General features: G+C 65.9%; 30 protein-coding genes and 1 pseudogene. 17 read left to right on the forward strand and 14 right to left on the reverse strand.

The features are described 5' to 3' along the window. Positions 1 to 88 precede the first annotated feature (88 nt). Positions 89 to 442: a hypothetical protein gene (locus BHQ18_RS29370; RefSeq protein ID WP_205866206.1), complete on the reverse strand. Its 354-nt coding sequence runs from the start codon at positions 440 to 442 to the stop codon at positions 89 to 91. 381 nt (positions 443 to 823) lie between these two features. On the opposite strand from BHQ18_RS29370, the gene BHQ18_RS27865 reads away from it, so the two are divergent. From BHQ18_RS27865 to BHQ18_RS27875, 3 genes are read left to right on the forward strand one after another with little or no spacing between them, the layout of a single operon-like run. Continuing rightward, a complete protein-coding gene (locus BHQ18_RS27865) occupies positions 824 to 1,315 on the forward strand; it encodes a hypothetical protein (protein ID WP_234794346.1) in 492 nt (163 codons plus the stop codon). Further along, positions 1,315 to 3,756 carry an EspK C-terminal domain-containing protein gene (locus BHQ18_RS27870; protein ID WP_062660281.1) on the forward strand — a complete coding sequence of 814 codons (2,442 nt, stop codon included), beginning with the start codon at positions 1,315 to 1,317 and terminating at the stop codon, positions 3,754 to 3,756. Before BHQ18_RS27865 ends, BHQ18_RS27870 begins: the two co-directional genes overlap by 1 nt. Next, on the forward strand, positions 3,753 to 4,493 hold the full coding sequence (locus BHQ18_RS27875) for a hypothetical protein (protein WP_069416890.1): 741 nt from the start codon (positions 3,753 to 3,755) through the stop codon (positions 4,491 to 4,493). Before BHQ18_RS27870 ends, BHQ18_RS27875 begins: the two co-directional genes overlap by 4 nt. A 35-nt stretch (positions 4,494 to 4,528) precedes the next feature. Here BHQ18_RS27875 and mobF read toward each other — a convergent pair whose 3' ends face one another. From mobF to BHQ18_RS27910, 7 genes are all read right to left on the reverse strand, one after another. Continuing rightward, a complete protein-coding gene (gene mobF, locus BHQ18_RS27880) occupies positions 4,529 to 9,100 on the reverse strand; it encodes a MobF family relaxase (RefSeq protein ID WP_234794352.1) in 4,572 nt (1,523 codons plus the stop codon). A 244-nt stretch (positions 9,101 to 9,344) separates the two neighbouring features. Beyond that, the gene (locus BHQ18_RS27885; protein WP_062660267.1) at positions 9,345 to 9,848 is read right to left on the reverse strand and encodes a hypothetical protein; all 504 of its coding nucleotides are present in this window, start codon (positions 9,846 to 9,848) and stop codon (positions 9,345 to 9,347) included. 113 nt (positions 9,849 to 9,961) lie between these two features. Then, entirely contained in the window at positions 9,962 to 10,828 is an 867-nt protein-coding gene (locus tag BHQ18_RS27890) for a rep protein (protein WP_234794347.1), read from the reverse strand. Positions 10,829 to 11,370: 542 nt separating this feature from the next. Then, on the reverse strand, positions 11,371 to 11,541 hold the full coding sequence (locus BHQ18_RS27895) for a toxin-antitoxin system (RefSeq protein WP_307188224.1): 171 nt from the start codon (positions 11,539 to 11,541) through the stop codon (positions 11,371 to 11,373). Positions 11,542 to 11,673: 132 nt separating this feature from the next. Then, on the reverse strand, positions 11,674 to 12,006 hold the full coding sequence (locus tag BHQ18_RS27900) for a hypothetical protein (RefSeq protein WP_062660265.1): 333 nt from the start codon (positions 12,004 to 12,006) through the stop codon (positions 11,674 to 11,676). Positions 12,007 to 12,091: 85 nt separating this feature from the next. Continuing rightward, positions 12,092 to 12,412, reverse strand: coding sequence for a hypothetical protein (locus BHQ18_RS27905; RefSeq protein WP_012390411.1), 321 nt, complete (start codon positions 12,410 to 12,412; stop codon positions 12,092 to 12,094). 11 nt (positions 12,413 to 12,423) lie between these two features. After that, positions 12,424 to 12,702, reverse strand: coding sequence for a hypothetical protein (locus BHQ18_RS27910; protein WP_069416905.1), 279 nt, complete (start codon positions 12,700 to 12,702; stop codon positions 12,424 to 12,426). 83 nt (positions 12,703 to 12,785) lie between these two features. Here BHQ18_RS27910 and BHQ18_RS27915 point away from each other — a divergent pair, with 83 nt between their 5' ends. Further along, complete coding sequence (locus BHQ18_RS27915) at positions 12,786 to 13,013, forward strand: hypothetical protein (protein WP_062660262.1); 228 nt, start codon at positions 12,786 to 12,788, stop codon at positions 13,011 to 13,013. A gap of 124 nt (positions 13,014 to 13,137) precedes the next feature. On the opposite strand, the gene BHQ18_RS27920 is transcribed toward BHQ18_RS27915, so the two are convergent. Further along, entirely contained in the window at positions 13,138 to 13,344 is a 207-nt protein-coding gene (locus BHQ18_RS27920) for a hypothetical protein (protein WP_062660261.1), read from the reverse strand. Between the two features lie 464 nt (positions 13,345 to 13,808). Here BHQ18_RS27920 and BHQ18_RS27925 point away from each other — a divergent pair, with 464 nt between their 5' ends. The 3 genes from BHQ18_RS27925 (at position 13,809) to BHQ18_RS27935 (ending at position 15,565) form a co-directional block, all read left to right on the forward strand. Then, a complete protein-coding gene (locus BHQ18_RS27925; protein ID WP_234794348.1) occupies positions 13,809 to 14,366 on the forward strand; it encodes a nucleotide-binding protein in 558 nt (185 codons plus the stop codon). Between the two features lie 25 nt (positions 14,367 to 14,391). Beyond that, on the forward strand, positions 14,392 to 14,589 hold the full coding sequence (locus tag BHQ18_RS27930) for a hypothetical protein (RefSeq protein WP_234794349.1): 198 nt from the start codon (positions 14,392 to 14,394) through the stop codon (positions 14,587 to 14,589). 256 nt (positions 14,590 to 14,845) lie between these two features. Beyond that, positions 14,846 to 15,565, forward strand: coding sequence for a hypothetical protein (locus BHQ18_RS27935; RefSeq protein ID WP_234794350.1), 720 nt, complete (start codon positions 14,846 to 14,848; stop codon positions 15,563 to 15,565). Positions 15,566 to 15,668: 103 nt separating this feature from the next. Here the strand turns inward: BHQ18_RS27935 and BHQ18_RS27940 are convergent, their stop codons facing one another. Continuing rightward, positions 15,669 to 15,857 (reverse strand): hypothetical protein, encoded by a 189-nt coding sequence (locus tag BHQ18_RS27940; protein WP_062660258.1) that lies wholly within the window; start codon positions 15,855 to 15,857, stop codon positions 15,669 to 15,671. A gap of 116 nt (positions 15,858 to 15,973) precedes the next feature. Here BHQ18_RS27940 and BHQ18_RS29960 point away from each other — a divergent pair, with 116 nt between their 5' ends. Beyond that, complete coding sequence (locus BHQ18_RS29960) at positions 15,974 to 16,120, forward strand: hypothetical protein (protein ID WP_165614606.1); 147 nt, start codon at positions 15,974 to 15,976, stop codon at positions 16,118 to 16,120. Positions 16,121 to 16,522: 402 nt separating this feature from the next. Here the strand turns inward: BHQ18_RS29960 and BHQ18_RS27950 are convergent, their stop codons facing one another. Beyond that, positions 16,523 to 17,281 carry a YfbU family protein gene (locus BHQ18_RS27950; RefSeq protein ID WP_069416893.1) on the reverse strand — a complete coding sequence of 253 codons (759 nt, stop codon included), beginning with the start codon at positions 17,279 to 17,281 and terminating at the stop codon, positions 16,523 to 16,525. Positions 17,282 to 17,466: 185 nt separating this feature from the next. On the opposite strand from BHQ18_RS27950, the gene BHQ18_RS29375 reads away from it, so the two are divergent. The 6 genes and pseudogenes from BHQ18_RS29375 (at position 17,467) to BHQ18_RS27980 (ending at position 21,854) form a co-directional block, all read left to right on the forward strand. Next, positions 17,467 to 17,820: a hypothetical protein gene (locus BHQ18_RS29375; protein WP_084294444.1), complete on the forward strand. Its 354-nt coding sequence runs from the start codon at positions 17,467 to 17,469 to the stop codon at positions 17,818 to 17,820. Positions 17,821 to 17,958: 138 nt separating this feature from the next. Then, positions 17,959 to 18,143 (forward strand): annotated as a pseudogene (locus BHQ18_RS30690) (sterol desaturase family protein); the annotation flags it as partial. Between the two features lie 17 nt (positions 18,144 to 18,160). Further along, complete coding sequence (locus BHQ18_RS27965) at positions 18,161 to 18,568, forward strand: ArsR/SmtB family transcription factor (RefSeq protein ID WP_205866207.1); 408 nt, start codon at positions 18,161 to 18,163, stop codon at positions 18,566 to 18,568. Beyond that, a complete protein-coding gene (locus BHQ18_RS27970) occupies positions 18,565 to 20,532 on the forward strand; it encodes a heavy metal translocating P-type ATPase (protein WP_069416896.1) in 1,968 nt (655 codons plus the stop codon). The genes BHQ18_RS27965 and BHQ18_RS27970 overlap by 4 nt, the downstream gene beginning before the upstream one ends. Positions 20,533 to 20,599: 67 nt before the next feature. Continuing rightward, complete coding sequence (locus BHQ18_RS27975; RefSeq protein ID WP_069416897.1) at positions 20,600 to 21,199, forward strand: cadmium resistance transporter; 600 nt, start codon at positions 20,600 to 20,602, stop codon at positions 21,197 to 21,199. Positions 21,200 to 21,257: 58 nt separating this feature from the next. Further along, positions 21,258 to 21,854, forward strand: coding sequence for a TlpA family protein disulfide reductase (locus BHQ18_RS27980; protein WP_069416898.1), 597 nt, complete (start codon positions 21,258 to 21,260; stop codon positions 21,852 to 21,854). Between the two features lie 48 nt (positions 21,855 to 21,902). On the opposite strand, the gene BHQ18_RS27985 is transcribed toward BHQ18_RS27980, so the two are convergent. Then, positions 21,903 to 22,244 (reverse strand): DUF3703 domain-containing protein, encoded by a 342-nt coding sequence (locus BHQ18_RS27985; RefSeq protein ID WP_069416899.1) that lies wholly within the window; start codon positions 22,242 to 22,244, stop codon positions 21,903 to 21,905. Between the two features lie 137 nt (positions 22,245 to 22,381). Continuing rightward, complete coding sequence (locus tag BHQ18_RS27990; RefSeq protein WP_069416900.1) at positions 22,382 to 22,765, reverse strand: ArsR/SmtB family transcription factor; 384 nt, start codon at positions 22,763 to 22,765, stop codon at positions 22,382 to 22,384. Positions 22,766 to 22,789: 24 nt separating this feature from the next. Here BHQ18_RS27990 and BHQ18_RS27995 point away from each other — a divergent pair, with 24 nt between their 5' ends. Further along, a complete protein-coding gene (locus BHQ18_RS27995) occupies positions 22,790 to 23,476 on the forward strand; it encodes a DsbA family protein (protein WP_069416901.1) in 687 nt (228 codons plus the stop codon). 50 nt (positions 23,477 to 23,526) lie between these two features. Here the strand turns inward: BHQ18_RS27995 and BHQ18_RS28000 are convergent, their stop codons facing one another. Continuing rightward, complete coding sequence (locus BHQ18_RS28000; RefSeq protein ID WP_069416902.1) at positions 23,527 to 23,853, reverse strand: alkylmercury lyase; 327 nt, start codon at positions 23,851 to 23,853, stop codon at positions 23,527 to 23,529. Between the two features lie 209 nt (positions 23,854 to 24,062). Between BHQ18_RS28000 and BHQ18_RS28005 the strand changes: the two genes are divergently transcribed. Together BHQ18_RS28005 and BHQ18_RS28010 are read left to right on the forward strand one after the other, a co-directional pair. Continuing rightward, positions 24,063 to 24,647 carry a recombinase family protein gene (locus BHQ18_RS28005; protein WP_069416903.1) on the forward strand — a complete coding sequence of 195 codons (585 nt, stop codon included), beginning with the start codon at positions 24,063 to 24,065 and terminating at the stop codon, positions 24,645 to 24,647. A 31-nt stretch (positions 24,648 to 24,678) separates the two neighbouring features. Then, the gene (locus BHQ18_RS28010) at positions 24,679 to 24,981 is read left to right on the forward strand and encodes a hypothetical protein (protein ID WP_234794351.1); all 303 of its coding nucleotides are present in this window, start codon (positions 24,679 to 24,681) and stop codon (positions 24,979 to 24,981) included. Positions 24,982 to 25,046 lie beyond the last annotated feature (65 nt).

Here is a 25,046-nt window from a genome sequence, read left to right on the forward strand (position 1 = left end):
TTCCTTTGCTCGAGTGACTTTGGACGGTCCCTCGAAGAATCACGCGATGACCTTCAATCACTCGGCTACGACACGCCGGTACCGTTGATCAGGTCTCGACTCGTACACCACTCTGCTGGACGCAACCGCTCAGATAGCGACTGTGCAGAAGGCGTTTCCGGCCGGCGATCCGCAAGACCGCTTTCGACGGGTCCGCCAGGACAAAAGTGGCGACTACCTGACCACCTCGTGTTCGTTCGTTGATACGTTCGATCACCCCCGCATCAAGCAGCCGCTTGCGCGCAGTTGTCAGATGATGAGGATGGATCGGACTCTCGAGCTTGGCGTACTTCGCGTCCGCCAGCTTGGCCTCCATACCCGGCTGAGTAGCCGCCCCCTCGGCGTCAAGCAACTCGACGATGCCCGCGGCGGCCAGTGACCGCCATTCCTCAGCTGTGGGCACCCCGAGAGACTCCTATATATCGGGGCCCGGTTCAGGTGAAATGCCCGCAGCATGGCATCGTACGCCTGCTACCAGCACATACTCCGATATTTGCCTGCCCGAATATGGATCTACGGACTTTTAATCCGCAGGTTCAACTCAGCCATAGCGTGCCGCCTACGCAGTCCTGGACCACCAACAGCTTCTAGCTCCAGATGTTCCAAAACCCGTCATTTTAGACACATATCTGGGTTGCCCGTCGAATTGCTCGGTGTTGCCTATAGGTGACATGAGCTGCGCAAACTCAGAATTTGAATGTGGCTCCGGCGGTGGCTCGATGTCTGCCAATCGCGATACGGTCGTCCTATGAGGATGGGGGTCCGGCGGCCCCACCGCACTGGGATGGCCGTCGCTGCGACAGCACTGGTGCTCGCTGCCGGCGCGGCGGTGACCAGCGGCCTGGCCCTGGTCCACACAGTCGAACCAGCGCAGCACACAGTCAACGTCGTCGCACCTCCGCCGGCCACCTACAGCAGCAGCGAGGTTGAGGCGGCGAAGTCCGCTGCATGCTCTGCCTGGGAGCGGTCAGCGCGATCAACGGCGTTGGCGAGTAGAGCGAGTGCCGAAGCTCTGGAACAGAGCTGGCGTAGTCCCGAAAGCGTTGAAGCGCTGGCGACAGAGAAGCGAACCGGAATGGCTGCCGTCTCCTATCTGCGTTCTCAAATGAGTGCTGCGACACCGCTTTCGACTGAAAAGCCGCTAAGCGACTGGATCGACGCCCGTATCGACATGCTGCACGCGTTGAATATGCGTCACTGGGAGCAAGCAGATCACGAACAGCAGCGCGGCAACGATCTGATCGGTGTCATCCGAAGTGAATGCGGGTTGCGCTGATGCCGGCCGCTGGGGGATCTGCGGGTTCATATGGGCGGCTGATTGTCACGCCGGACATGGAGCCACCTGATGCCGCGCACTGGGACGCCCAGGAGCAGACCTACCGAGCGGGCGCGACGGCGTGGGACGGCATCCACCAGAAGATCGTCACCGACAACGCGCAGTTTCGCGATGCCGCCGATTCCCAGGGGTTCGATGAGGCCCACCGGGCCGGGGCGGTGCTGGCCGAGGAAGCCAAGACGATCGCCGAATGGCACGACAAGTGCGCCAACAAGTGCGCCAACATCGCCACGGTGCTCCGTGACACGCGTGCAGGCCAAGAACAGCTGATCCGCGAGGCTGATCCCAAGATCGCCGCGGCGAAGCTGCCTGGCGAGGCCGAAGCGCTCGTTGCCGAGTACCACGGCGTTGCCATGTATCAGACCGAGGCGGGGGTTACGGCCGCGATGGCCGCTCACACCTCCTTCAAGAGAAGTAGCGAAAACACAAGAGCCCTGAGCCTTTTGACGAAATGGGGCGAGGTCCCCGCTACACCACCCGCCCAGCCTCTCGACCAACCGTCACCGGGCATCGCCCAAGGCGACGATCCACTGAGCGACACCAAGAAGCCCACACCCGGCGAGGATGCGCCCAGACCCCCGGCAGAGGCACCGACCGACAAAGCAGGTACCTCCGTCACGCAGCCTGGGGTCACTCCAGGCGCCGATGCCGGGACGGGCAGAACTGCTGTGGGCGATGAGGGACTTGCTGCATCGGGGCCGGTTACTCAGGCGACACCGGGAGCAGCTGCTGCGCCGCGGCCGGCGACACCGCTGGGTGGCGGTGTGCCGTCGATGGGCGGGCTGGGGAGCGGCGGTGGCGGGATGGGTTCCGGGGGCGGGATTCCGAAGATGCCCGGCGGCCTGGGCAGTGGCGGGATGCCGGGGGTGGGGTCCAATCCGCTCAGTGGCGGTGTCGGTCAGATGCCTGGCGCGGCAAGCGGGTTGCCGAACTCGGGAGCCCTGTCAGGTGCGGGCAGCGCGTCGCCGTTGTCGTCTGCGTTCAACCAGGGAATGGCGACTACGGCAGGGATGGGCGGCGGAATACCGTCTGCGCCGCCTCCAGCCCCCGCGAGTCCGTCACCGGCCCTGTCGGCCGGTGGTGGGCACGCGGCACCCCCGGTGTCGGCTGCCCCTGGCGGTGGTGTATCGCCAGCGGCGGCGCAGCCGGGCATGGTGTCCCCGGCCGCGCCGGCTGCCGCGCCTACCGGAACCGGTGTGGGTTCCGGAGGCGGTGCTGCGCCGATGATGCTTCCGCCGGGGTCGATGGGTCCCCCAGCAGGTGCGCCGCCCCCGGCGCCAACCGTGCCGGCGGGCACCCTCGGCTCAGCTAATGCTCCAGCAGCGTCCGCCCCGTCCGCAGCGAGTGCGGCTGCGGGCCCGACCCTGATCCCGGCCAGCGTGGTGGCCGCGGGCCAGACCGCGGCCGCCCAGGAGCGCCGCGAGTCGGCCGACGCGGCGGCGGCCAGGGAGTTGGTTTGGAAACTGCAGCACGCCGCGTCCCTGGCGGGCAGCCCCATGACGGGGTGGGCAGTCGGGGTGTTCCGTTCCCCGAGCGGCACCGAGACCGTGATCACCTCTAATGACGGAGCCGGTTACATCCCGGCGGGGTTTTTCATTCCGCGCTCAGTTCGCGTGTTGGCCACAGACCCGTTGGTGGACAACGATTTCCGACAGTTGTGGTTCGGTTGGGCCGATCCCGCGCAAATCCTCATCGAGTACGCCGCGCTGCGCGCGCAGTGGGGCTGGCGACTGGTTGCCGCTGCGAGCACGCTTGCGACGCCTGCGCTGCGGGACGCGGGGGTCGAGCACCCGCCGGCGTGCACGCGCGAAACCAACCCGCTGTTGCAGCCCGGTGTTCAGGTACCCGCCCCCGTACTCGACGACATGCACGTGCATCGGCTGGCGGTGCTGTGGCCCGAGATCTACCCGCGGCTGCTGCGCATCATGGGAACCGACCCGATTTATCAGGACCGGATCGTCTCCGCGGTGACCGCGGCGCTGATCTATGCAGCAACGTCGCAGGCCCAGCCCGTCGAGATCCCTGATGCGGTGCGCCATATCTGGGAGGCTCGCGGTGGTGACCGTGAGCCCACCACTCAGCAGTGGGCCAAGTACAACGAGGAAGCTCAGATCTTCAACGGCACTACTGCCATCGCCCGGCCCGCGTTCATGACTGGCGGGGCGGGCCATCCCCGCGACTACAGCGAAGCTCTGGCGAACTACCGGGCGCACTGGCTGGTTGCGCGTACTGCCGAACACATCGGCGGCTGGGCCACCCGGCCACTTCTGCTACCCGACATGTGTTATGCCGCAGCTGTTTCTGGCGAACCTGACTTGGCCGACATGATCGTCAGAGCCCTGGTCAGCGTCGAACAGGATTTGGAGCTGGAACGGCAATGACGACCGGAGCGCAGTCCTACGTGGACGCGGAGTATCAGGGCGTCGAGCTTGGCGTGCGTCACGCCGACTTAGCGGATTGCGTCGCGCTGGCAGCTCAATGGGCCCGCGCTTACCGCGCCGCCGTCCCCAATGATCAGCGCACCGACTTCGACGTCGCATACGCGCTGAGACCTCATGCAACCACGTTGGAGTTCGTTCACGCAGAACTGGCGAGGGCGATATCGGCGCTCACTGACGCGACAGAGGTGTCCGTGACTCGGGACGCTCCGCGACCAGCAGGTCCAGCGGCAGAAGTACGCATACTGCCACACCTCGACGCTGTTCCCTACCTCATGCGGATGGAGCCACGCAGCCGTTACCGCGTTACACATCAGGATCTTTGGCGTAGCTCACTCGCCCACGCCAAGGACTACCTGTCATCGGTGGACGAGATCGATACGCGCGAGCTTGATCTGAAGCTGAGCTGGTACGCCACGGTGGTCCAGAAACTGCTCGATGCCGCCTACACGGCTGTGCGCGACGCCTACACCGACGCGGTGGTGGCCACCTTCTGCACAGTGCCCGATAGAGTCCTTCCCTACACCATCGCTTCCTGCTTAAAAGACTTGACCAGCCAGGGATTTGACGACGCCAACTGCGGGCCGCTACTTCATAGGTTTGCAGATTCTTTTCCAAATGCAGTGGCCGAGTGCTTGACCATGCCCCATAAGTGGCAGGCGACGCAGCAAAATCACTGACCCGCGCGGGACCCGCTCCCAGCCCGTGGCGGATTCTAGTCGAGTTCGAGTCCGTATCCCTGGTCTCGGGCTCGGTCTCGTCCGCGGTCGCGGCTGGGTGGGTTGGTCAGCAGTCGCCAGCGGTACGCAGCGTGACCGCGGTGGGTCTCTGCGGCTTTCGCCAATGCCGGGTCAGCAATTTCTCTTGCAGGACGGGCGTTTTCAGACCAGGGCAGTCCCATCCCGTCGAGGAGTCGGCGTCCGGGTCCGGGCTGGCCGTTGTCGATGAGTAGGAGTCGACCGTGGGTGTCGGCCAGGGTGGTGGCCACTGCGGCGAGGTGGGCGGGGTCGGCGGCGGCGGCGTCCTCGACGACCACCAGCGCCGCACGCGGTGGCCGGCGCTCGGTGATCTTGTCGGCAAGCTCGGCCAGGCTGAAGCGGTCGGGCTGCGGTGTGGCGGGCACGCGTAGGCAGGGGCGGCCGGTATCGGCGGCGGCCGCCGCGATCGCTTCGGCCAGCTCGGGGGTGTCGTGGTTCGCGGTGAGGGTGGTCACGACATACGGAACGGTTAGCGCGATCGCGACAGGATCGGGCTGCGGTGCCGGGAGGCGCAGCGGGTCGCCGTTGCGGTGGGCGGCGGCCAGGACCTCGACGAGCGCTCGATCGGAAGCGTGCTCGACGGACTGTTGCGGTTCGGGCACGGCGGCGGTGGGGGCCAGCGTCTCAGTGATGCGCCACCAGAGGGCGGCGGCGGGCATCTCGTCGGGGAGTGGTCCTTGGTGTGCGGCGTCGGCGAGTAGTTGGGGAATGTTTTTGGTGGGAGCGGCTTCTGCGAGCTGCGCGGCCAGGGTGGGCCAGTATTCGTCGGTGCGGACGCGGCGGTCGATCGCGTCGATTAGGTCGTGCCACTGTGTGGTGTCGGGCTGGTTGTGTGCGATGGCGTCGATGCCGTGGCGCTGCAGCAAGTCTTGCACGGCGCGGGTGGCCACCGGGTATTGCGGGGAGCCGGTGAGGCGGGTGTCGGCGGCCGCGACGGCGGTGGCGGCCCGGAACACGGCGATCTCGGCGGTCAGGGTGGGGTTGGCGTTGGCGGTGATCAGTGGCCGCGCCCAGGGCGGGGCGGTCTCGGTGGTCCAGGAGCGGGCGTTGTCGCGTATTTGGTCGGCCAGGTCGGTGACGAGGTGTTCGCGGCGGTGCAGGTAGTCACCCCAGTGCGGGTTGTCTGCCAGGACGGTGGGGATGGCGGGTAGCCAGCGCAGCGGCCCGCTGACGCGGCCGTCGCCACCGGTGAGGTCGATGCGGTAGTCCAGGACGGCGGCCGGGTCGGCGGCGTCGTCGAGGCCGCCGCGGGCGTGCGCGGCGGTGAGCAGCTCGGCCGGATCGGCGCCGGATAGTGCGCGGATGGCCAGGCGGCGGCGCAGGACCGGCCACGCGGTGCAGGTCGTGAGATCGGGGTGCACGGATTCGGCGAGGGCGTCCAAGCGTGCACGTGCCCCTTCACCGAGTTGGTTTTCGGCGGCGGTGGCGAGGGCGTCGGTGAACATGTCGGCGGCCGCGGCCAGGCGGCGGGCGGGGTCGGCGGCCTGGCGGGCGGCGGTGGTGGCCGAGACCTGGGCACCGTCGCGGGCCACGATCCGGGACAGGACATCGACGGCGGTGTCGGGGTGGGTGGCTTTCGGGGCAAGGATGCGGTGCGGGTCGGTTTCGGCGGTCGACAGGTAGAGGTGGTTTTCGGCGCGGCCGCGGGTGAGCGCGACGTAGAGGTGTTGGCGCGTCAGGTGTTCGGCGCCGACGACGTGGCAGGCGTGCCCGGCGGTGGAGCCTTGGGCGGCGTCGATGGTGGCCGCGTAGCCCAGGGTCACGTGGTCGGTGACGTAGTCCGCCGGCAGGGTGATCTCGCGGCCGGTGCCGCGGTGGCGCGCCTTCAGCGCCCCGTCTGGGGCGATGTCGACGATGGTGAAGGTGTAGCCGTTGCGGACGTAATCGGTGCCCGACAGGGGCAGCTGGCGGTTGTTGCGGCGGGCGCGGATGACATCCCCGACGCCGGCGGCCAGGCCATCAGACAGCACGGTCTCGCGGCCCGGCGTCGCGTGCGGGTCTGCCTCGTCGAGCGCCGCGGCCAGCCGTGTGGTGCGTGCCCGGACGTTGAGTTCGTTGACGATCGCGTTGGTGGGAGCCAGCAGCAGGCTGTCGCGGCCGGCGTCCTGGTCGGCCTGCCAGGCGGTGAAGGCGGCGTCGGCGGAGGTCTGTTCGGTGCCGATGTGGATGCGGCCGGCGTCGAGGTAGAAGCCGATCCCGGCGGGGTCCCCGCCGCGCAACGCGAGGGAGGCGGCGGCTTCGGCGCGGGAGTGAAACCGCACCACCTCCGAGAGCGTGAGGGCTCCGGTGTCGGTGGCGATGTCGCGCAGCACCCCGCCGGCTGAGATGGAGGCGAGCTGGGCGTCATCACCGACCAGCCGCACACTCGCGCCTCTGCTGAGGGCGTGGGTGATCATGGCGTCCAGACCGGGGGTGGAGGCCATGCCGGCCTCGTCGACCACGATGAGGGTGTCGGGACCGACCTGGGTGAACCAGTCCGGAGTGCCGTAGATCGCGGCGTTGTTCTCATCGGTGCAGTGCACGTACTTGTCGAGGGTGTCAGTGGTTGCGCCCAGGTCTTCGCCGAGCACGATCGCCGCGGCCGCGGTGGGGGCCAGTCCGAGGACCTGTCCGCCGGAGCTGCGCCAGGCGTGCGCCAGGGCGGCCATGGCGGTGGTTTTGCCCGCCCCCGCCGGGGCCAACGCGAGCCCGACGCGGCGGCCGCCGAGGGCCATTTGGGCCACCAGAGCGGCTTGGCCGTCGTTGAGGGTTTTGCCGCGCGCGGCGGCGTCCGTGAGGGCCAAACGCACGTCTGTCGTGGCCGTGACACGGCCATCGAGTTGGTGCGCTGCGGCCAGGATTCGCCGCTCGGCGGTGAGGATGTCAGCGCTGGTGTAGGTCGCGGTGCCGTGGCGGCTGTAGACGCTGGAACCGTCGCGGCGACGCAACGCGACAGGCTCACCCAACTCGGCGTCGTCGACGCGGGCATGGGGCACCGAGAACGCCTCAGATAGTGCGGTGGCGGTGAGCCGTTCGACAAGCTGCGACACGTGTGCGACACCCTCGTTGCGCACGACGCGGAGCGCTTCGGCACGCACGTGATGACGCTGCCAGGTCGCCCGCGATTCGGACACCGTGGCGATCAGTGCGCCAGCCTGCGACGCCACCCATTCGTCAGTGATCTCCGGTGTCGTGTGGCCGCGTTCGGCGGTCAGAACGTTGGCTAGCATGCGCTCTACTCCGTCGTGGCCCAGGACCTCGACGGCTTGGTGGCGCCAGGTGTCGCGCTGTTCGGCCAGCGAGCGCGGTTCGTGTTTGGCTTCGCGCGATTCCAGGGTCGCTTGTTGGGCCAACGCGAGGGACTCTATGGTGGTCGGTTCGCGGCCGTGATCGTGCTGAAACGCCTTGGCCAACTCGGCGGTACGGGCCTTGATCGCCGTGCGCCGGCTCGACCAGCGCGTCATCAATTCCATGGACATGCCGACGATCTCGCGCACGGGTCGTTTACCGCGTCCCCGGGAGGTCTCGGCGAAGTCCACACCGAGGCGGTCGATGGTGTGGGCTTCCATGCGGGTGTTGTACATCTCCGAGGCCGCCACGATGACCCGGTGCAACGGTTGACCATCGAGGGCGAGCCAGCGGCGCACCCCATTGTGATCGAGGTAAGACACCTTGTTGGAGATCGCGACATGGGTGTGCAGATCGGGGTCCCCGGCGCGCGAATCGCGGTGGGTGAACACCGCGGCGATGAGCCCTTCGGTGTCGACCTGGGCGACACCGTTGGTGCCGGTACGGGTGAAGGTGGCGTTGTCTTGGAGCCACTCCAACACGTCGGCCACCGCGGCCTCGTGCGCAGCTTCGATTTGTTCGGAAACCTCCGGTGGGGCGATCGCCCATAGCGCCGAAATCGACTTCACCGGAGAGAACGTCAAGTCGTAGCCGGCCACCGCTGTGGTGCGTGCCCGGGTGGCGCGTGCGATGAACCCGGATAGCTCGCGCGCATCGGCTGGTGCGCGGTCGAATTGCTCGGCGAACATCTCGGTGGCGACGCGGGTACGGATGCCTGCCCGCACGTCATCGTCGATGGTCGCCGTGCCCGGTAGACCGGCGGCGATGTTGTGCGCGCGGAACGCTTTCCCGACACGACGGGTGAACTCTGAGGACTCGTCACGCACCGCGTATTTGCGGCCCAACTGGGTGGCTGCGATGGAGGGGCGAACATTCAATCGTGGGGACAGATGGTCAGAGATTTTGTCGGCGTTGGGGTGCAAACCCAGCCCAAACAGGGCCTTCATTTGCTCCTCAGTGACCACCGATCCGCCTTCGACGGTCCACACCTGTTGGCGCACTTCGTCGCTGACCTCACGCGCGCCGGTATCAGCCAACGCGGCCAGGCCGCGACCGGCCCAACGCCCCGGTGATTCGCCCTTGGCCGAGTAGTAATCAGCCAGGGCGGAGCGACCGCGTTCGGTGCTGTCGGCGGCCGCGACTTGCCGCACCAGGTACACGTAGCCGTCCCCGGCGGTCAGCTTGTGCAGCGTCATCACCATGACGCGCACACCACCGCCCTCCGCATGCGCCCGACCGTCTCAGAATTCGCGCTGCCGAAGCCACCACCAAACCAGGGACCGTTACCAAACCGTGACCTTCATGCAAGAGGTGTGTTGGGTTTGAGGTCTGTGGAAAACGGGGTGAGGGCGAGAGGAGCTGAGGTATGTAAGTGGGGTGGTGGAGCGTGCGCAAGTGAGACACGTTGAGCGGAAGGAAAATTGGATGACGAGATGGATGAGCGAGTTAGTGCTGAGGCGGGCGTAGTGGTGGCGGCGGTCGATGGTGCTGGCGCTGCGCTCGGCGCACGGTGGCGGCGTCGAGAGTGGCGTGCACTCCGGCGCGGTCCTGGGACCCGATGAACAGCACGTCATCGCGGCGGCTGTGGGAGCCCCACCCCTGGCTGGCTGCGACGGCGACCACCGAGCCCGGCTGTACCTGGTGATGCCAGAACCACGCATCACGCCACGTCGAGCCAGGCTCACCATAGATCGACACCCGCGCCTTGCACCCCTTCTTGGGGTGACGCTCATAGACCTTCTGCACATACAGCAGACGCAACCGGTGCGCGGCGGCGTAGTCGTGCAGCGCTATCCAGCGCTGCACTGCATCAGATGGATGCGCGCTCGGATGCCCAGCACGGGTGAACTGTCCGGGGGTGTTGAACGGTGTGCGTGGCTGCTTTCGCTGAACCACCACAACGGTTACGGTGATGATCACGGCCAGCGCCACCAGAACGATCAGATCCACAACGCATCTCTCCCACGGTCATGTGGTGTAGCCGCCCGCTGCTGGCGCACCCGTTCGGGTGAAACCCACTGGCCCAGTTTGGCAACCACTAGGGCGTGGTGGCGTGGGTCATCTCAACGATAGGCCGCTGTCGCTGCAATGAACGTGTGATGGGTGCGGGCCATCACACGGGCGCGTTGGGAGCGTGCAGTGAGGATCTGGCGGATCTCTTCTTGGCGGGCTGCGATGACCGCGCGCGCTGCGTCGGTGAGCACCACCGGTTGCGGCGTCTGGTCGATGCTGGGGGCGGCGCAGCCGCCGGCCTTTGTCGGGATCGTTTTCTCGGGGGGTGTCCAGGACAGTCGTCGTAACCGGCTGGCGAGGAATGCACCGGGGTTGGCGATGTGGTCGGGCCACGTCGTTCCTCGGGCGCGCATGTCGGCGTTGAGCGCGTCGTTGACCGCACGCGCAGACCACACCGCAGGGTCGATGCCGACGCCGCTGAGCGCATCGCAGATTGCACCGATGTGGGCGCGGTCCAGACCGTGCGTGATCGCGACCAGTCCAGCCGCCAGTTTCTGGATGGCGAGCGGGCGCGCGGTAGCGCGCCGCGGCCGTGCTTGTCGTGTTTTGTCGCAGCATCGGTTGGCGGGCGCGCTCGCGCGCCCGCTTGGTGAGTAACTCCCTACGGGAGAAGAACAACCAACACCGCCTGACGGCGGTAGGTGGAAATCATGCACGAGCGGACCGGTCGCTGGACGGGCTTCGCGACGCGGCACCAGGTGGTACACCGAGGGTCGACGGCCGACGCTGGGGGTGTTTGTCGAACCGTGGCCCCGCTGCGCTTCGACAGCCCATCTGGAGACCCGCAGCACGCGCCACGCGGCGGTCACCGTGCGCACGTCGCAACCCACCTTGTCGGCGATTGTCGCGCGGGTGACAGCGACGTGGCGGCCGGTGCCGTGATCGGCGTGCTCGGCCATCACCGTGGCGATCGACAACAGCGTGGCCGTCGTGATGGACACCCGCGCCTCAGCGCACAGCTGCCCGAACGCCGGGGAGTGCACCCACCGCGACAGCCCGTCGAGCCACCCGGCGCGACTGGTCCACATCGGCGCAGACGGTGCGCAGGAGCCGGCGCGCGTCACCCAGTCACGGCGACGCTCGTGCGCCAGCGCACGCACCACATGCGGACTGGGAGCAGCAGAAGCTACAGACGCGCCAAGCGGCGTCGGCCACGCATTGTTCGCCCAACGCGGGCGTGTGCTCAAGAGGTCACGGTTTGCGCACCGATCGCGCGCCGAAGCTGGTGCAGCTTCAGGGCGTGCGCTACCGTGAGAACTGTCCAGCAAGACAGATCCCTTCGGGGAATGGGTGCGGACCCGGAACCGAGCTGCGAACTCGGTTCGAAACCCCCGACAGGGCCTCGCTAACGCGGGGCCTTCGTCATGTCAGCGGGAGAATCCGCACACCAGCTATTCAGATGTCACGTATGCCAAGACCCTGCCCTCCAAGCAAAACTTTTCGAGGTCCTGGCGGGTGATCACATCGCCAGCGGCAGAACCTCCTTGTCTAGTTCGCGGACCAGCTCGGGATGGCCGGCCTGGATGGCCAACAGGTCGGCCACGTATTGCGAGACAGACATGCCTCGGTCGGCGGCCTGCTGCTTGATCTTTTCGGAAACGAGACGCTCCGGGCGGGTGAGCAGTTCCACGCGGTCGCCTTTACGGGGTCGAGGCATGAATCGAAGACTGCCAGCAACAACGCGGTATCTGATACAGGACACGCCGGGGTTTGTGATGTTTTTGTGACTGGTGAGGTCATGCCGCCGGTGCGCTTTCCGGGGCTAGTTGGTGTCGGGATCGATGATGAGTTCGTACAGCTCCGTGCTGAGGACCTGGCGTACCGCCTGGGCGCGGGCCTGAGCCCTCAATGCGCCTTGCGTCGACAGGTTCGGGAGGTGGCCACCGTGGCGGCGTGTCCAGTCTTGAATGCTGCGCTCCCCTAAGGTCGCGGCCGTTGCGCGGGCCATCCAGGTGATCTTGTCGACCTCGGCATCGATGAAGTCCGCTCGATGGGCCTGGGTCCATTCCTCGGGTAGCCCGAGGTTGGTGGTGTAGACGGTTTGGACCGCGCGGTGAATTGCGGGATCGACGGGTGGCGGCATGGTTTCGGACATGCAGGCGTGCACGCGGCGAGGGCGTGCGGTGCGGGCCGGAAAGCGTGGTGTCACGATTCCGACCGCTTCCTCCCCAGGGCTGGGCCTAGGGCTCGAAGTGGGAGCGGAAGCCTTCGAGCCAGTCCGCCCGCGCGTGGCCGGTGAGATGGCCTGGAACCCATGTCTCGGCGGCGTCGGGGCTGTCTGCGTCGCCGCTGGCCACCCGTTCGTGGGCTTCGAGGTAGCCGGCGACGTGCATGTCATCGGACTGGGAGAAGACGGCTTGGATGGTGTCCAGGTTCGTCGTGAAGTCCCGGTAGGCGGCGCGGCGCTCGGCGTCATCGGTGTAGTCACCGCCGTACCGCTGCAGCCATGCCTGCCAGTGCTCCGTGGAGCCTGGCTTCGGCGGCGGCGAGGGTGTGCTCATCAGGGCCGACTTTAGGCCGCCGCGCCGACGACCAGCGCGGTACAGCGTGGGCCGCCGAGCATGTCCAGGATCGGGGCGCCGGTCGATGCGGGCTCGTAGATCACCGACCGCAACACCCGTTGGAAGGCGAGATCCACTGCCGGGGCGTCTTCCAGGAGCAGATCGAGGAGCTTTTCTGCGGCGGGGGTGTTGAACGGATTGGCTGTCAGCTGCGCGCACAGCGCACGGACCTGGGACGCGAAGTCCCGGACCGCACTCACGTCGTCTTGGACCGTGCCGAGGGTTTCCATGCCCACCACTGTAAGAGCGTGCGTGCATACATGCAAGCAAATTGCGTGCAACCTACTTTTAGTGATGCATGTAGCATGCGTGCATGCCCGATTCGGCTGGTGATGCTCTCGACGGCGGCGCGGCCGACGCCGGCAGTAGCGCGCTGCCGCTGCGTAAGCGGCAGCAGAAGGTGCCGTTGAACACCTATGTGCGTCCAGGCACGCAGCAGCGCGTGGAGGTGTTGAAGGACCGTGGGTACGCGGTCACCGACATCGTGGATGCGGCGCTCAACGAGTTCTTGGATCGTGCCGGGGTGCCCCAGGCCGAGTAGATCGGACCCCTGGAGCCTGGCCAGCGTTTCCCGCCCGACTTCCTCGCACTGGCCACCACCCACCGTTTCGCCACAATCGAGGCCGAGGAAGTCCGCTCCCCTTCCCCCCATGAGGCGGGGCTTCTCACGGTCGTCGCACGGACGTGATGATCGTGGCCACCGCTTCGAGGCCGACCCCGACGATGGCACCGATTGCTCGGCCGACTTCGCCGATGGTGACCTTGGAGTCGGGAATGCGGGCCAGGTAGCCCGCGAGCACGCAGATCGCCAGGCCCAGGACCGTGATCGCCACGACGATGATCGCCACGACGATCAGGATGGATTCGCTCATTGGGCGTCTCCTTGTTCGGTGGTCAGGAGATGGCTCCTGGAGCTGGCTGTAGTCCCGCTCTCTTCTTCTGGGCTGGCACAGCGTGCTTTACCTGGCACTGGCCGCACCTTTCTCGTCGTGGTTCCGGTACACGGGGGAAGTACCGGCCCTGGAGCTGTTTTCCGTCGCGTGGCAGGTGGCGGCAGTTCCAGGTCTCGCCTGAGCAGGTATAGACCTGCGGGGTGCAACGTCCGGTTCGCCGAAGTGCTCGGCACCGCTGGAGGGGTTGGCGTTTGGGATTGGTAGTGGCATGCCCTCTAATGCCGGCTTGTCGGCCGGAATCCCGACAAATCAGGTTGTTACGGTCAGATCACAATGCTGGAAGTGTGCCCTGAACTGGCCGGACGTAATAACGTCACAGTGCAATGACGCATATACGTCATTGCACTGTGACGTATACTGGCGGCATGCCTACAGTCTCTTTGGTGCACACCAAAGGCGGCGTTGCGAAGACAACGTCGGCGGTGTATCTCGCGGTGGCCGCGCATCGCCGTGGCCTTGATGTCGTGCTTATCGATGCCGACCCTCAGGGGTCGGCGCTGGAGTGGGCGGCGGCGGCGGCCGACGACCCGTTTCCTTTCCCCGTGGTGCCGGCCCGGCGGCCACTCGACGTCAACGGCCGTCAGGATCTGACGATCGTCGACACTCCCCCTGGCACGGCCCAGGTTATCCAGGAAGCGATCGAACTCGCCGATCTGGTCGTAGTGCCCACGGGGGCCTCACCGCTGGACGTGCGCCGCGTATGGCCAACCCTGGAGATCACCGCACACAGACCCACTGCTGTCCTTTTGACCGGTGTGGACCTGCGCACCCGTTTAGCCGATGAGGTGAAAACCCTGCTTGAGAACGAGGGGGTGCCAGTGATCGGGACGCGGATCGTGCGGCGTGAGGGGATTCGGCGGGCGTTCGGTTCGGCTCCGAGCCAGCTGCACGGCTATGACGACGTGTTGAACGAATTGATGGAGGCGCTAGTCCATGTCTGATCTGTCTTCGAAGATGGCCGCGCGGGTGAAGACGGAACCGGCGAAACGGGCGGCCGAAGCGTTCCGCTCCCCCACCGACGACATGCAGCGCGCCACCGTCTATCTGCCTCGTGCCACGGTGCGTGGGTTGAAGCAGGCCGCGCTGGATCAGGACACGAGCATGAGCAGAATCCTCACGGACCTGGCCGAACAGTGGCTGGCGCAGAACGTCAAGACGCAATGACGTATAGACGTAATTACGTCCATACGTCATTGCGTCCTAGCCCGTGGGCTCGCTACTGAGGCGGCGGGCCGCTCCTTCACAAGCCGTTGATGCCGTGACGGGTCCGGTGTATGCTTGCTGGCAGATGCAGCCGGTTCTCCGAGCTGTTCGTGAAGAAGCCTCCCTCCTTGTGAGGGGGGCTTCCTTGTTTCTGGCACAGTGACCGGTTATGCCCGTAGTCCCGGCCGAGGTCTTCAAGTGCCTACACGCTTCGCGGTTGGCGCACTATCGGGCGGTTGCGGGCGGTCAGGATGCCGACGCGCTGGCGTTGTACGAGTGGAATATCGAGCTCGCTTCGGCCTTGCAAGATCCGCTAGGGATTGCCGAGGTCGCAGTGCGTCACGCGATCGACACGCAGCTAAGCAACTGGTCGCAACAACATGGACATGGCGCTGACTGGATCAACTACATCGCCCACATTCCGTACCTGTCCGGACCGGCGGTGTTCACCACGACGCGTCACAAGCTGTACAAGGCAGCAGACCAATCGCGCCGATCTCGGCCGACGAGCCATCCCCGGCACGGGGACGCGATCACCCACGACGACCTAGTGGCGCACGTGATGTTCGGAACCTGGGCCAGTCTTCTGCCGGAGAAGTTCGACGCGAGCTGGGTGGACCCGAACGGAAATCCGGTTCAAAACCAGGTGAACCTGCAAGCTCGACGCGACTTATGGCGCAACTGCCTGCACGGGGGATTCCCGAACGTCAAACAGGACCCGCGGGGCTACGGCACGGGTAACAAGGTGCGCGACCTCCGCAAGCTCCGTAACCGCGTTTCACACATGGACTCGCTGCTCTACGTGGACGTGAAACACCTACACGACCGTGTTCTGCTGCCGCTGCTGAACTCAATCAGCTACGACCTACACGATTGGGTGGACGGTCGGAGTCAGGTCCGCGCGGTGCTAGCTCAAAGGCCGGGAAATACAACGTAATGACGTACAGACGTATAGACGTATTTGCACCTATACGTCATTACGTCACACATGTTTGACCCACCTTGGCAAGGTGCGGTTCTCAGGTGCTTGGCAGGGGGATCTACGCCTCTTCGGTCCGCCGGGCATAGCGGTCCCGCGCAGCCCGCCGTTCAGCATTGGCGATGTCCCCGTTGAACTCTGACGCCAGATCGTCGTAGTCGACATCGAAGTCATCGGGCACAACGAGGTCAGGTAGTTGACCAAAGCAGCGTGTCAGCGGCTTCGAGGTGTCGTCGCCGTCGCTCCTCACGCCTCCAGGGTAGGGGGAGTTGGACAATGGTGTGCGGAGCGCGGCGATGCGAGGGAACTTGTTTGGAATCGTTCGAACGCATACGGCGTCATCAAGCGCCGGGCAAAGATGACCGGATGGTTCAGAACGACCCTGGCCGCAAGTCCGCCGACATCCTGCTGTCGTTGCCCGTGGAGTTGAAAGAGCGGATGGTCAACACCATTACGTGGACACGGCCGTACACCGGCATCGGACAGGCCGTCACGGGGCGGACTAACAGCTAGTCGCGGGCGGCCTACTGCAGCACTCGACGGACCCATGTACCGATCGGGGCATCAAGGCAGCGACCGGACCCGGGCTCGCCCGACACCAGACGACGCCAGTGCTGCGCCGGATGTGGCTGGGAGCTGAGGACCGGCCAGCTCGACTGTGAGTCCTGGTCGAAAAGGACGTCGTCAGCCTGAATCGCTTCGATGAGCACCCACTGAGTGCTGATCTGGTTTCTCATGCCGAGAACGGTAGTTCGACGCCGAATACTCTGCTGCATACTCTGCTGCACAGCTTTCTGGCGGCCTCGCGCTCCTGAGTGGGGCACCGGATTTTCAGACCCAACCGGCCCGCTTGCGGGCCGGGCGGGAGCCGTCTCGTGTCTTTTGCGCCAGGCCGGGAGAGCCAGGCCTCTCGAGCTAGCCGCGGCGCGACGGGTGGCGAGCGTCTGCGATCTGCTGCAGCTCGTCGAGGGACAGCAGGTAGTCCTCTCGGTGGAATCCGCGGTCGCGGTTGGCCTTGATGCGGCGGTGTTCGGCAACCATGCGCATGTAGGTGTCGAGCATGAGGGAGTGGGAGTTCCCCTCGTCGTTGTCCTTCCACTGTTCGTGCAGTTCAGCCCACCGGCCGTCGCTCATGAGGAACTCGACGTAGCGGGCCATGTGGTTTTCCAGTCCGTCGTTGCCGTCGAAGCCCTTAAATTCCAGCTCGTACTTGAGGTCCTCGTCGACGACGGCGGTCCCGTCCTTCTCCAGCCGCCGGATGCTGAAGGTGATGATGCGGAACATGTCGAGGATGTCCAGGACGCGGCCGCAGTCACGCTTGGACAGCTCGGGGCTGAACCCGGCGACTTCACGCCAATACTCCCCGGTGTAGCCCGCCTCGATCACTCTCGCACGCCCCAGCTGATAACCGAGGTCTCCGTCCACGTCGTCGTTGTCCTCGGGCAGCACGCGCGCGAGGATGCGGTGAAGCAGCGAAAGCACCTGCCGGTCGGCAATCCGCATCGTCTCCGGCGCCGGCAGGTCGCCGTGGTCTTCTTTGGACTCATAGCCAGGGACGAGCGCGGTCGTGAGCAGATCGCGTACGTACTCGCTGACGCTGACACCCTCCGCGTCAGCCATGTCCTTGAGTTCATCGCGGACCTGATCGTCGACTCGGATATTCAAGACAGCCACGCCGCCCTCCCTAACGTAATTGTGTATGACAACTTATAATGAGTGTCACACAACACTACGTGTATGACAAGGGTGCGTCAGGGGGACACGGTGTAGCCAGGAGCTGTCTCGTTCTAGAGATGTGAGCTCGATCGAATCCTGTCTCACAGCAACCGCGACGAGCACCACGGCTCTAGCCTGGGCAAATGTCGGAACAGGCTCGCCAGAGGGCGGCACAGCGGGCTGCAGAACTCGCCCGCCGGCGAGCCGATCTTGAAGCTGGACAACCGGTCACTTCTGAGGACGTCGACCACGCGACACGGCGCGCCGAGGAAGCGAAACAGCGCGCCGAAAACGCCCATCTATCCGCAGCTCATCGCCACGAACAGGCCGCCGATGCGCACCAGCGAGCAGCCGAGGTTCACGACCAAGCAGCGTCAGCAGGTGTCGGAGACGTCACTGCGCACGAGGCCAAAGCTAAAGATCATCGCAGGGCCGCCACTGCCGATCGAGAGGCCGCTTTGCGCGACTACGACAACGCTGAGCAAGAGCGTCACTAGTTGGTTGTCTCGTATCTAAAGAATGCGGACGTCTCAGTTCCTGCCTTGGGGCAGCCTTAGCATCCAATTGAAACGCTATTATCGTTGGATGGCGATGGATAAATGGGGCGGAGACCCCTCCGTCGCACCGCGCTGGGCCACGTCCTGGCCCTCAACGAAGGCCACCGCTTCCACCACTTGAAATGGGCCGGCACCCCAGCAGCTACCTGCGCCAGATGGTCTACCCGTTCACCGCCGCCGGCGGCTGCACCCTCAAGCCCACGACCGAGACAGGCGACGCGCAGGCATCGGCATCCCACCCCGCCTCCAAGTATCGCTGCTGACCGGCTATCATCGTCTTATGGCGATGAATAAGGCGGATGGCTGCCTCACCGGACACACCTCGGGAAGTTCGAATCTGGATGCCGCGGTGGCGCTTTTTCACAGCCTCTCCGATTCGGCGCGGTTGGCGATCGTGCGCCGCCTGGCCGATGGGGAGGCCCGCGTGGTCGACCTGATCGGCGAGCTGGGCCTGGCGCAGTCCACCGTGTCGGCGCATGTGGCGTGCCTGCGGGACTGCGGCCTGGTCACCGGCCGCCCCGAGGGGCGGCAGGTGTTCTACTCGCTGACCCGCCCTGAGCTGCTCGATCTGCTGGCCTCGGCCGAGACGCTGTTGGCCGCCACCGGCAACGCGGTGGCGCTGTGCCCCACCTACGGAACCCGCTCCGGCACCGACGCGACGACGGGTGCGCAGGAGGCTCGGCGATGAGCGATGCATGCGGCTGCGGCGACGACGAACCCCGCGGCGCCGAGGAGCAGGAGCGTGAGCCCGAGCGGCTCTGGCAGATCAAGGAACTGCAGTTCGCCGCCCTCTCGGGGGCGTTCCTGCTGGCAGCGGTGATCGCCGGGTTCGGCGACGCTGCTGAGCCGGTCGTCGTGGCGCTGGAAGCGGTGGCGCTGCTGGCCGGCGCCTACACCTTCGTGCCGTCCACTCTCAAGCGTCTGGTGAAGGGCAAGATCGGGGTCGGCACGCTGATGACCATCGCCGCGGTGGGCGCGGTGATCCTCGGCGAGGTGGGGGAGGCCGCGATGCTGGCCTTCCTGTTCTCCATCAGCGAGGGACTGGAGGAGTACTCGCTGGCGCGCACTCGACGCGGCCTGCGGGCGCTGTTGTCGCTGGTCCCCGATGAGGCGACCGTGCTGCGTGACGGCGCCGAAAAGACCGTTGCGCCGGCGGATTTGCAGATCGGCGACCGGATGCTGGTCAAGCCGGGTGAGCGTGTCGCGACCGACGGCATCATCCGGTTGGGCCGCACCGCACTGGATGTCTCGGCCATCACCGGCGAGTCGGTTCCCGTGGAGGCCGGCCCCGGTGATGAGGTGTTCGCGGGGTCGATCAATGGCACCGGGGTCCTCGAGGTGGAGGTCACCACCACCGCCGAGGACAACTCGCTGGCCCGCATCGTGCGCATCGTGGAGGCTGAGCAGTCCCGCAAGGGCGCCTCCCAGCGCTTGGCCGATCGCATCGCCAAACCCCTGGTGCCCGGGATCATGATCGTCGCCGGGCTGATCGCGGTGATCGGCAGCCTGCTCGGTGACTCGGCCACCTGGATCGAACGTGCCCTGGTCGTGTTGGTCGCGGCCTCACCGTGCGCGCTGGCGATCTCGGTGCCGGTCACCGTGGTGGCTGCGATCGGCGCCGCCAGCAAGCTCGGCGCGCTGGTCAAGGGCGGCGCCGCGCTGGAAGGGCTGGGCAAGATCCGTGGTGTCGCCTTGGACAAGACCGGCACGCTCACCGCGAATCGGCCCGCCGTCATCGACGTGGCCACCACCCACGGTGCGACCCGCGAGCAGGTGCTGGATCTGGCGGCCGCGCTGGAAGCGCGCAGCGAGCACCCGCTCGCCGCGGCGATCCTCGCCGCAGCCGAGAACGTCGTGCCCGCCACCGACGTCGAGGCCGTCACCGGTGCCGGGCTCACGGGGCGTCGGGACGGGCACACGCTTCGTCTGGGCCGCCCCGGCTGGCTGGACCCCGGCCCGTTGGCCGGTGATGTCGCGCGGATGCAGCAGGCCGGCGCCACCGCAGTGCTGGTCGAAGACAACGGGCAGGTGATCGGTGCGATCGCCGTGCGCGACGAGCTGCGCCCCGAGGCCGCCGAGGTGGTCGCCCGCCTGCGCCGCGACGGCTATCACGTGGCGATGCTCACCGGCGACAACCACGCCACCGCCGCCGCGCTGGCCCATGACGTCGGGATCGAGGCGGTGCACGCCGAGCTGCGCCCCGAAGACAAAGCACGGCTGATCGAGCAGCTACGCGCCCAGCGGCCCACGGCGATGGTCGGCGATGGCGTCAACGACGCTCCCGCGTTGGCCACCGCCGACATAGGGATCGCGATGGGCGCGATGGGCACCGACGTGGCCATCGAAACCGCCGACGTGGCGTTGATGGGCGAGGACCTGCGCCACCTGCCCCAAGCGTTCAGCCACGCGCGCCGGGCGCGGCGGATCATGCTGCAAAACGTCGGCCTGTCCCTCGGGCTGATCATCGCGTTGGTGCCGCTGGCGCTGTTCGGGGTGCTCGGGCTGGCCGCCGTGGTGCTGGTCCACGAACTCGCCGAGATCGTGGTCATCGCCAACGGTGTGCGGGCCGGGCGCACCACACCGCTGGCTGCCGTGCCGGTCGACCCGGCAGCCAGCCATACCAGTGCGGCAACGGTGGGCGCGCCATCGTGACCCCCGGCCACACCGGTACCGTGACTAAAGAGCAGGTCAGCGACACCGCAGACACGGGGCCAGCCGCATGATCCTGTCGTCGGTTCTGCCCGCTATCGGTCTGTTCATCGTCACCAACATCGACGACATCATCGTGCTGTCGTTGTTCTTCGCCCGCGGCGCGGGACAACGCGGCACCACGGCCCGGATCACCGCAGGGCAATACCTCGGATTTGCGGGGATTCTGGGCGCGGCGGTGCTGGTGACGCTCGGTGCCGGAGCGTTCCTTCCCCCGGAAGTCATCCCGTACTTCGGGCTCATACCCCTGGCCCTGGGACTGTGGGCGGCCTGGGGAGCCTGGCGTGGCAACGACGACGACGACGATGACGGCAAGGTTGCCGGCAAGAACGTCGGTGTCTTAACCGTCGCCGCAGTCACCTTCGCCAACGGCGGCGACAACATCGGCGTCTACGTTCCGGTCTTCTTGAGCGTGGGACCCGCCGCCGTGGTGGCCTACTGCGTCGTCTTCCTCGCGCTCGTCGCGGTCCTCGTCATCGCCGCCCGATTCGTCGCCACCCGCCGGCCGATCGCCGAAGTCCTCGAACGCTGGGAACACGTCCTGTTCCCGATCGTTCTGATCGCCCTGGGCATCTTCATCCTGGTCAGCGGCCTCGCTTTTGAGAACTAGGCAGCCACGAACACCGGCGATGAACTCCGCGCCAACGTGGTCATCGAGAGGAGTTCTCATGCCTAGCCTCAGGCGAATAGTCGCTGTCGTGGCGGCACTTGTCGTCGCGACAGTCTCGGTCACCGGTTGCACCACCGGCGAGGATGCCGTCGCCCAAGGCGGCACCTTCGACTTCGTGTCGCCCGGCGGGCAGACCGCGATCTTCTATGACCCGCCCTCGACGCGGGGCACGATCGGCGACCTGAGCGGACCCGACTTGTTCACCGACGAACCGATCCGGCTATCGGATTTCACCGGGAAAGTGGTCCTCATCAACGTGTGGGGCTCCTGGTGTGCGCCGTGCCGCACCGAAACCCCGGAGCTGGAGACGGTGTACAGCGAATATCGCGACCGCGGCGTCCAGTTCCTCGGTATCGATGTCCGCGACAACCGGGACACCGCACGCGATTTCGTCACCGACCGCAACGTGCAATATCCCTCCATCTTCGATCCCTCGCTGCGCAGCCTCATCACCCTGGGACGCAACTATCCGACCAGCGTGGTGCCCACCACAATGGTCCTCGACCGCCAACACAGGGTCGCCGCGGTGTACCTGATGGCACTACTCGCCGAAGACCTCCGGCCGCTACTCGATCGGCTGACCACCGAGCGCTGACACCGAACGGGATTGTGACGTTGAATGCCCGGTCGCCGTGCCAGTGCTTTATCTGCTGGTTACGGCGGCGAGGTCATCGGGAATGGGCATCGGTGTCATCAGCCCTGCCGTGACGCGGCCGGTGTTGCCGACGGGATACCGACCGGTCATCGACCCCGGGGCAGCGACAATGAGGCGCAGCACCTGCCCGAGTGTTTCGCGGCGGTCGCGCTGGCGCACGGCCAACACCAGCATGGCGGCGTGGTTGCAGGTGTGCAGCCACGGATCTGGCTGCGACACGATGTGAGCCCGCTCCAGATGTCGCCACCGCGCTAGCGAATCGTCGGCTTTCGTAGCGGCGTCCATCTCGCGTCGATACACCAGGCGGGCCTGCGCACTGATCCTCGGCATCACACTCGCTCCTGCCTGCGGTCGGCAGTTAGGTCACCGACAGCAAGACTGCCACCAAGACCAGCTGCAATACCGTTATTTACCAACGCTTCTCATGCCTCGCCCTGAACGAGTCAGCGGACTGCGGGCGGCAACCATCAGCCACGATTCGGACCTTCTCCGGCAACCGCGACAACGCCGGTCAGCACCACGGCTGTCAGCTGGCGCCCGCGCTCGGTCAGCCGATACATGACCAACTTCCCCTGGCGCCGCGAGGACACCAGGGACGCATTCTTGAGCTGGCGCAAATGGTGCGACACCAAACCCTGAGACAGGCCGACCACCCAGGCCATGTCACAGACGCACAATTCCTCGCCCGCGGCCAACGCGGCCGCAATAGACAGCCGCGTGCCATCTCCCAACCCACGCGCGGCTGCGGCGGCGGCCTGCACGGTGGCGCTGTCGGGCACCGCGGCCCGGATCTCCTCTGCGTGAAACAGGTCCAAACAGAGAAGATCGCAGGTATCGAGCGGCTCGGCCATATCGATATACTAAAGTACGTTGATATGAACATGAAAGGGTTCGGAGCGATCCTGACCAACACCCGCGTTTTGTTGACCGTCTTCGTCATCGCGGTGGCGACGATCGGGACCGCGGTGTTCCTCTCGGTCCGCGACACCGACTCGGGGTCGCCCACCATCGAACTAGATGGGACAGCCGGACAGACTGTCCGGGAGAACAGTCACCGGCTCAACTCAGTACCCGACAGCGAGGTCTATTTCGTCGAGTTCCTCGACTTCGAGTGCGAAGGCTGCCGGGCGCTCTATCCCGCGGTCGAGCAGCTGCGCGCCGAGTACGGCGACCGGGTGAACTTCGTGCTGCGCTACTTCCCGCTGCGCTCCCACTTCAACGCCGAGCGCGCCGCACGCGCGGTGGAAGCCGCCGCCCAGCAAGGCCAACTCGAAGCCATGTACCGCAAAATGTATGAGACACAAGCCCAGTGGGGCGAAAAGCAGACCCCCGCCGATGACGTGTTCCGCGGCTTCGCCCAACAGCTCGGCCTGGACATGGAGGCCTTCGACGCCACCTACAACGACCCCGCGACCCTGGAACGCATCCAACTCGACATCGCCGACGGCGCCGCACTCGGCGTGCAGGGAACTCCCACCTTCTTCATCAACGACGAACGGATCCAGCCCCGCAGCTACGACGACCTGACCACGGCACTCGACCAGGCCTTGGAACGTGGATAGGGCCACTGTCTCGTTTTCTAGCAGGACGCGCGAATATCCTGAGCCCAGGTTCACAAGCCGTCAATCAGCCGATCAGCAGCCCGCCGCAGCAACGCCCCGGCCAGCTGTGTGACCGTCGGCAACCCCATCAGGCCCGCATCGGTCTGGTACAGCCGGCACGCCAACTCCGTCACCGGCAGCGCATCGTCAAAAGCGTCTGTGCCATCGAGGAGGATGGTTGGAGAGCCCGCGAACGGCAAGGCCGCCGCCTCTTTGTCCGTAGTGACTCGCCGATAGGTGATCTCGACGTCAACCAGTCCTGCTGCTGCCGCATCCACACGGGCACCCGCTTCCTGCCAGTTCGGGCATCCGTCGAAATAGAGAATCTCTACTCTCATGTGCCAATTGTGGACGTCCTCGCTAAGGGATCACCCCCCAAGCAAGGACATCTCCGCCATCCCACCCTGAATCTCGTTTCTAGAGAAACGAGACAGGGCTAGCCGCCCTCAACGGGGCCTGCGTTACTGCAGGTCGCGCTGTCTCGTTTCTTGTCTCATTCCGCGTGTCTCAGATCTCGACTGTCGGCGGCCAATGAGACAGTCGTCGCATGACGGCGATCCTGGGCTACGCCCGAGTCAGTACCACCGGCCAGGACCTCGACGCGCAGCTGGCTGTGCTCGCGGCCGCCGGCGTCGACGCGGGCCGAATTTTCACCGACAAGCTCTCGGGGTCGGCCAGAACGGAGCGCCCTGGACTTGCTGCGATGCTCGACTACGCGCGAGCTGGGGACACGGTAGTCGTGGCGGCTGTTGACCGGCTCGGCCGTTCGGTTGCCGAAGTCACTCGCACCATCGCCGACTTCGGTGAACGCCAGATCATGTTGCGCACGCTCCGGGAAGGGGTCGACACCGCCACTCCTGCAGGCCGCGCCGTGGCGGCCATCATGGCGACCCTCGCTGAACTCGAACTCGAACTGGGCCGGGAACGCCGCGCCGCCTCCCGCCATTCACGCCGTTCACGGCAGCTACCAGCGACAAAGCCAACAAAGCTCAGCCCCGATCGGCAAGAGCAGCTGCGACGCCTGGCAGCAACGGGAGAACCTGTTACGGAGCTTGCTGCCGCATTTGGGATCGGCCGGGCCACCGCCTACCGATATCTCGCAAATGACGAAGCGACGCAACAAAATGCCTGAGCAAGCCTGGAAGCTCGGGACCTTAACCGCGGTGGCACAAGTGCTTGGCGACACCCAAGACGGCCTCAACGGATATCAGATTGGTCAGCTGCTCGGCCGGCTGAATATGGAAGACCCCGGAGCCGGTCTGACCAAATGGAAACGGCTGGAGGAGGCGTTCGTACGCCGACAGAACACCGATGGCCATCCGCAGCGGATCATCACGTTCATTCAGCACGCTATGGACCCCACCAACTACGTCGGCAGACCTGAGCTGTTCACGCTGCGCCAAGGGTTGCGTCCAGCAGAGTGGTGTACGAGTCGAGACCTGATCAACGGTACCGGCGTGTCGTAGCCGAGTGATTGAAGGTCATCGCGTGATTCTTCGAGGGACCGTCCAAAGTCACTCGAGCAAAGGAA

Source organism: Mycolicibacterium flavescens, from assembly GCF_001722335.1.
Classification (GTDB): domain Bacteria; phylum Actinomycetota; class Actinomycetes; order Mycobacteriales; family Mycobacteriaceae; genus Mycobacterium; species Mycobacterium flavescens.

Bases quoted from the DNA above. Each gene is read 5' to 3' on its own strand.
- BHQ18_RS27865 (WP_234794346.1), top strand. From the start codon at position 824: ATGGCCGTCGCTGCGACAGCACTGGTGCTCGCTGCCGGCGCGGCGGTG.
- BHQ18_RS27870 (WP_062660281.1), top strand. From the start codon at position 1,315: ATGCCGGCCGCTGGGGGATCTGCGGGTTCATATGGGCGGCTGATTGTC.
- BHQ18_RS27875 (WP_069416890.1), top strand. From the start codon at position 3,753: ATGACGACCGGAGCGCAGTCCTACGTGGACGCGGAGTATCAGGGCGTC.
- mobF (WP_234794352.1), bottom strand. From the start codon at position 9,100: ATGGTGATGACGCTGCACAAGCTGACCGCCGGGGACGGCTACGTGTAC.
- BHQ18_RS27900 (WP_062660265.1), bottom strand. From the start codon at position 12,006: ATGTCCGAAACCATGCCGCCACCCGTCGATCCCGCAATTCACCGCGCG.
- BHQ18_RS27905 (WP_012390411.1), bottom strand. From the start codon at position 12,412: ATGAGCACACCCTCGCCGCCGCCGAAGCCAGGCTCCACGGAGCACTGG.
- BHQ18_RS27910 (WP_069416905.1), bottom strand. From the start codon at position 12,702: ATGGAAACCCTCGGCACGGTCCAAGACGACGTGAGTGCGGTCCGGGAC.
- BHQ18_RS27915 (WP_062660262.1), top strand. From the start codon at position 12,786: ATGCCCGATTCGGCTGGTGATGCTCTCGACGGCGGCGCGGCCGACGCC.
- BHQ18_RS27920 (WP_062660261.1), bottom strand. From the start codon at position 13,344: ATGAGCGAATCCATCCTGATCGTCGTGGCGATCATCGTCGTGGCGATC.
- BHQ18_RS29960 (WP_165614606.1), top strand. From the start codon at position 15,974: ATGGTTCAGAACGACCCTGGCCGCAAGTCCGCCGACATCCTGCTGTCG.
- BHQ18_RS29375 (WP_084294444.1), top strand. From the start codon at position 17,467: ATGTCGGAACAGGCTCGCCAGAGGGCGGCACAGCGGGCTGCAGAACTC.
- BHQ18_RS27965 (WP_205866207.1), top strand. From the start codon at position 18,161: ATGGCGATGAATAAGGCGGATGGCTGCCTCACCGGACACACCTCGGGA.
- BHQ18_RS27970 (WP_069416896.1), top strand. From the start codon at position 18,565: ATGAGCGATGCATGCGGCTGCGGCGACGACGAACCCCGCGGCGCCGAG.
- BHQ18_RS27975 (WP_069416897.1), top strand. From the start codon at position 20,600: ATGATCCTGTCGTCGGTTCTGCCCGCTATCGGTCTGTTCATCGTCACC.
- BHQ18_RS27980 (WP_069416898.1), top strand. From the start codon at position 21,258: ATGCCTAGCCTCAGGCGAATAGTCGCTGTCGTGGCGGCACTTGTCGTC.
- BHQ18_RS27985 (WP_069416899.1), bottom strand. From the start codon at position 22,244: ATGCCGAGGATCAGTGCGCAGGCCCGCCTGGTGTATCGACGCGAGATG.
- BHQ18_RS27990 (WP_069416900.1), bottom strand. From the start codon at position 22,765: ATGGCCGAGCCGCTCGATACCTGCGATCTTCTCTGTTTGGACCTGTTT.
- BHQ18_RS27995 (WP_069416901.1), top strand. From the start codon at position 22,790: ATGAACATGAAAGGGTTCGGAGCGATCCTGACCAACACCCGCGTTTTG.
- BHQ18_RS28000 (WP_069416902.1), bottom strand. From the start codon at position 23,853: ATGAGAGTAGAGATTCTCTATTTCGACGGATGCCCGAACTGGCAGGAA.
- BHQ18_RS28005 (WP_069416903.1), top strand. From the start codon at position 24,063: ATGACGGCGATCCTGGGCTACGCCCGAGTCAGTACCACCGGCCAGGAC.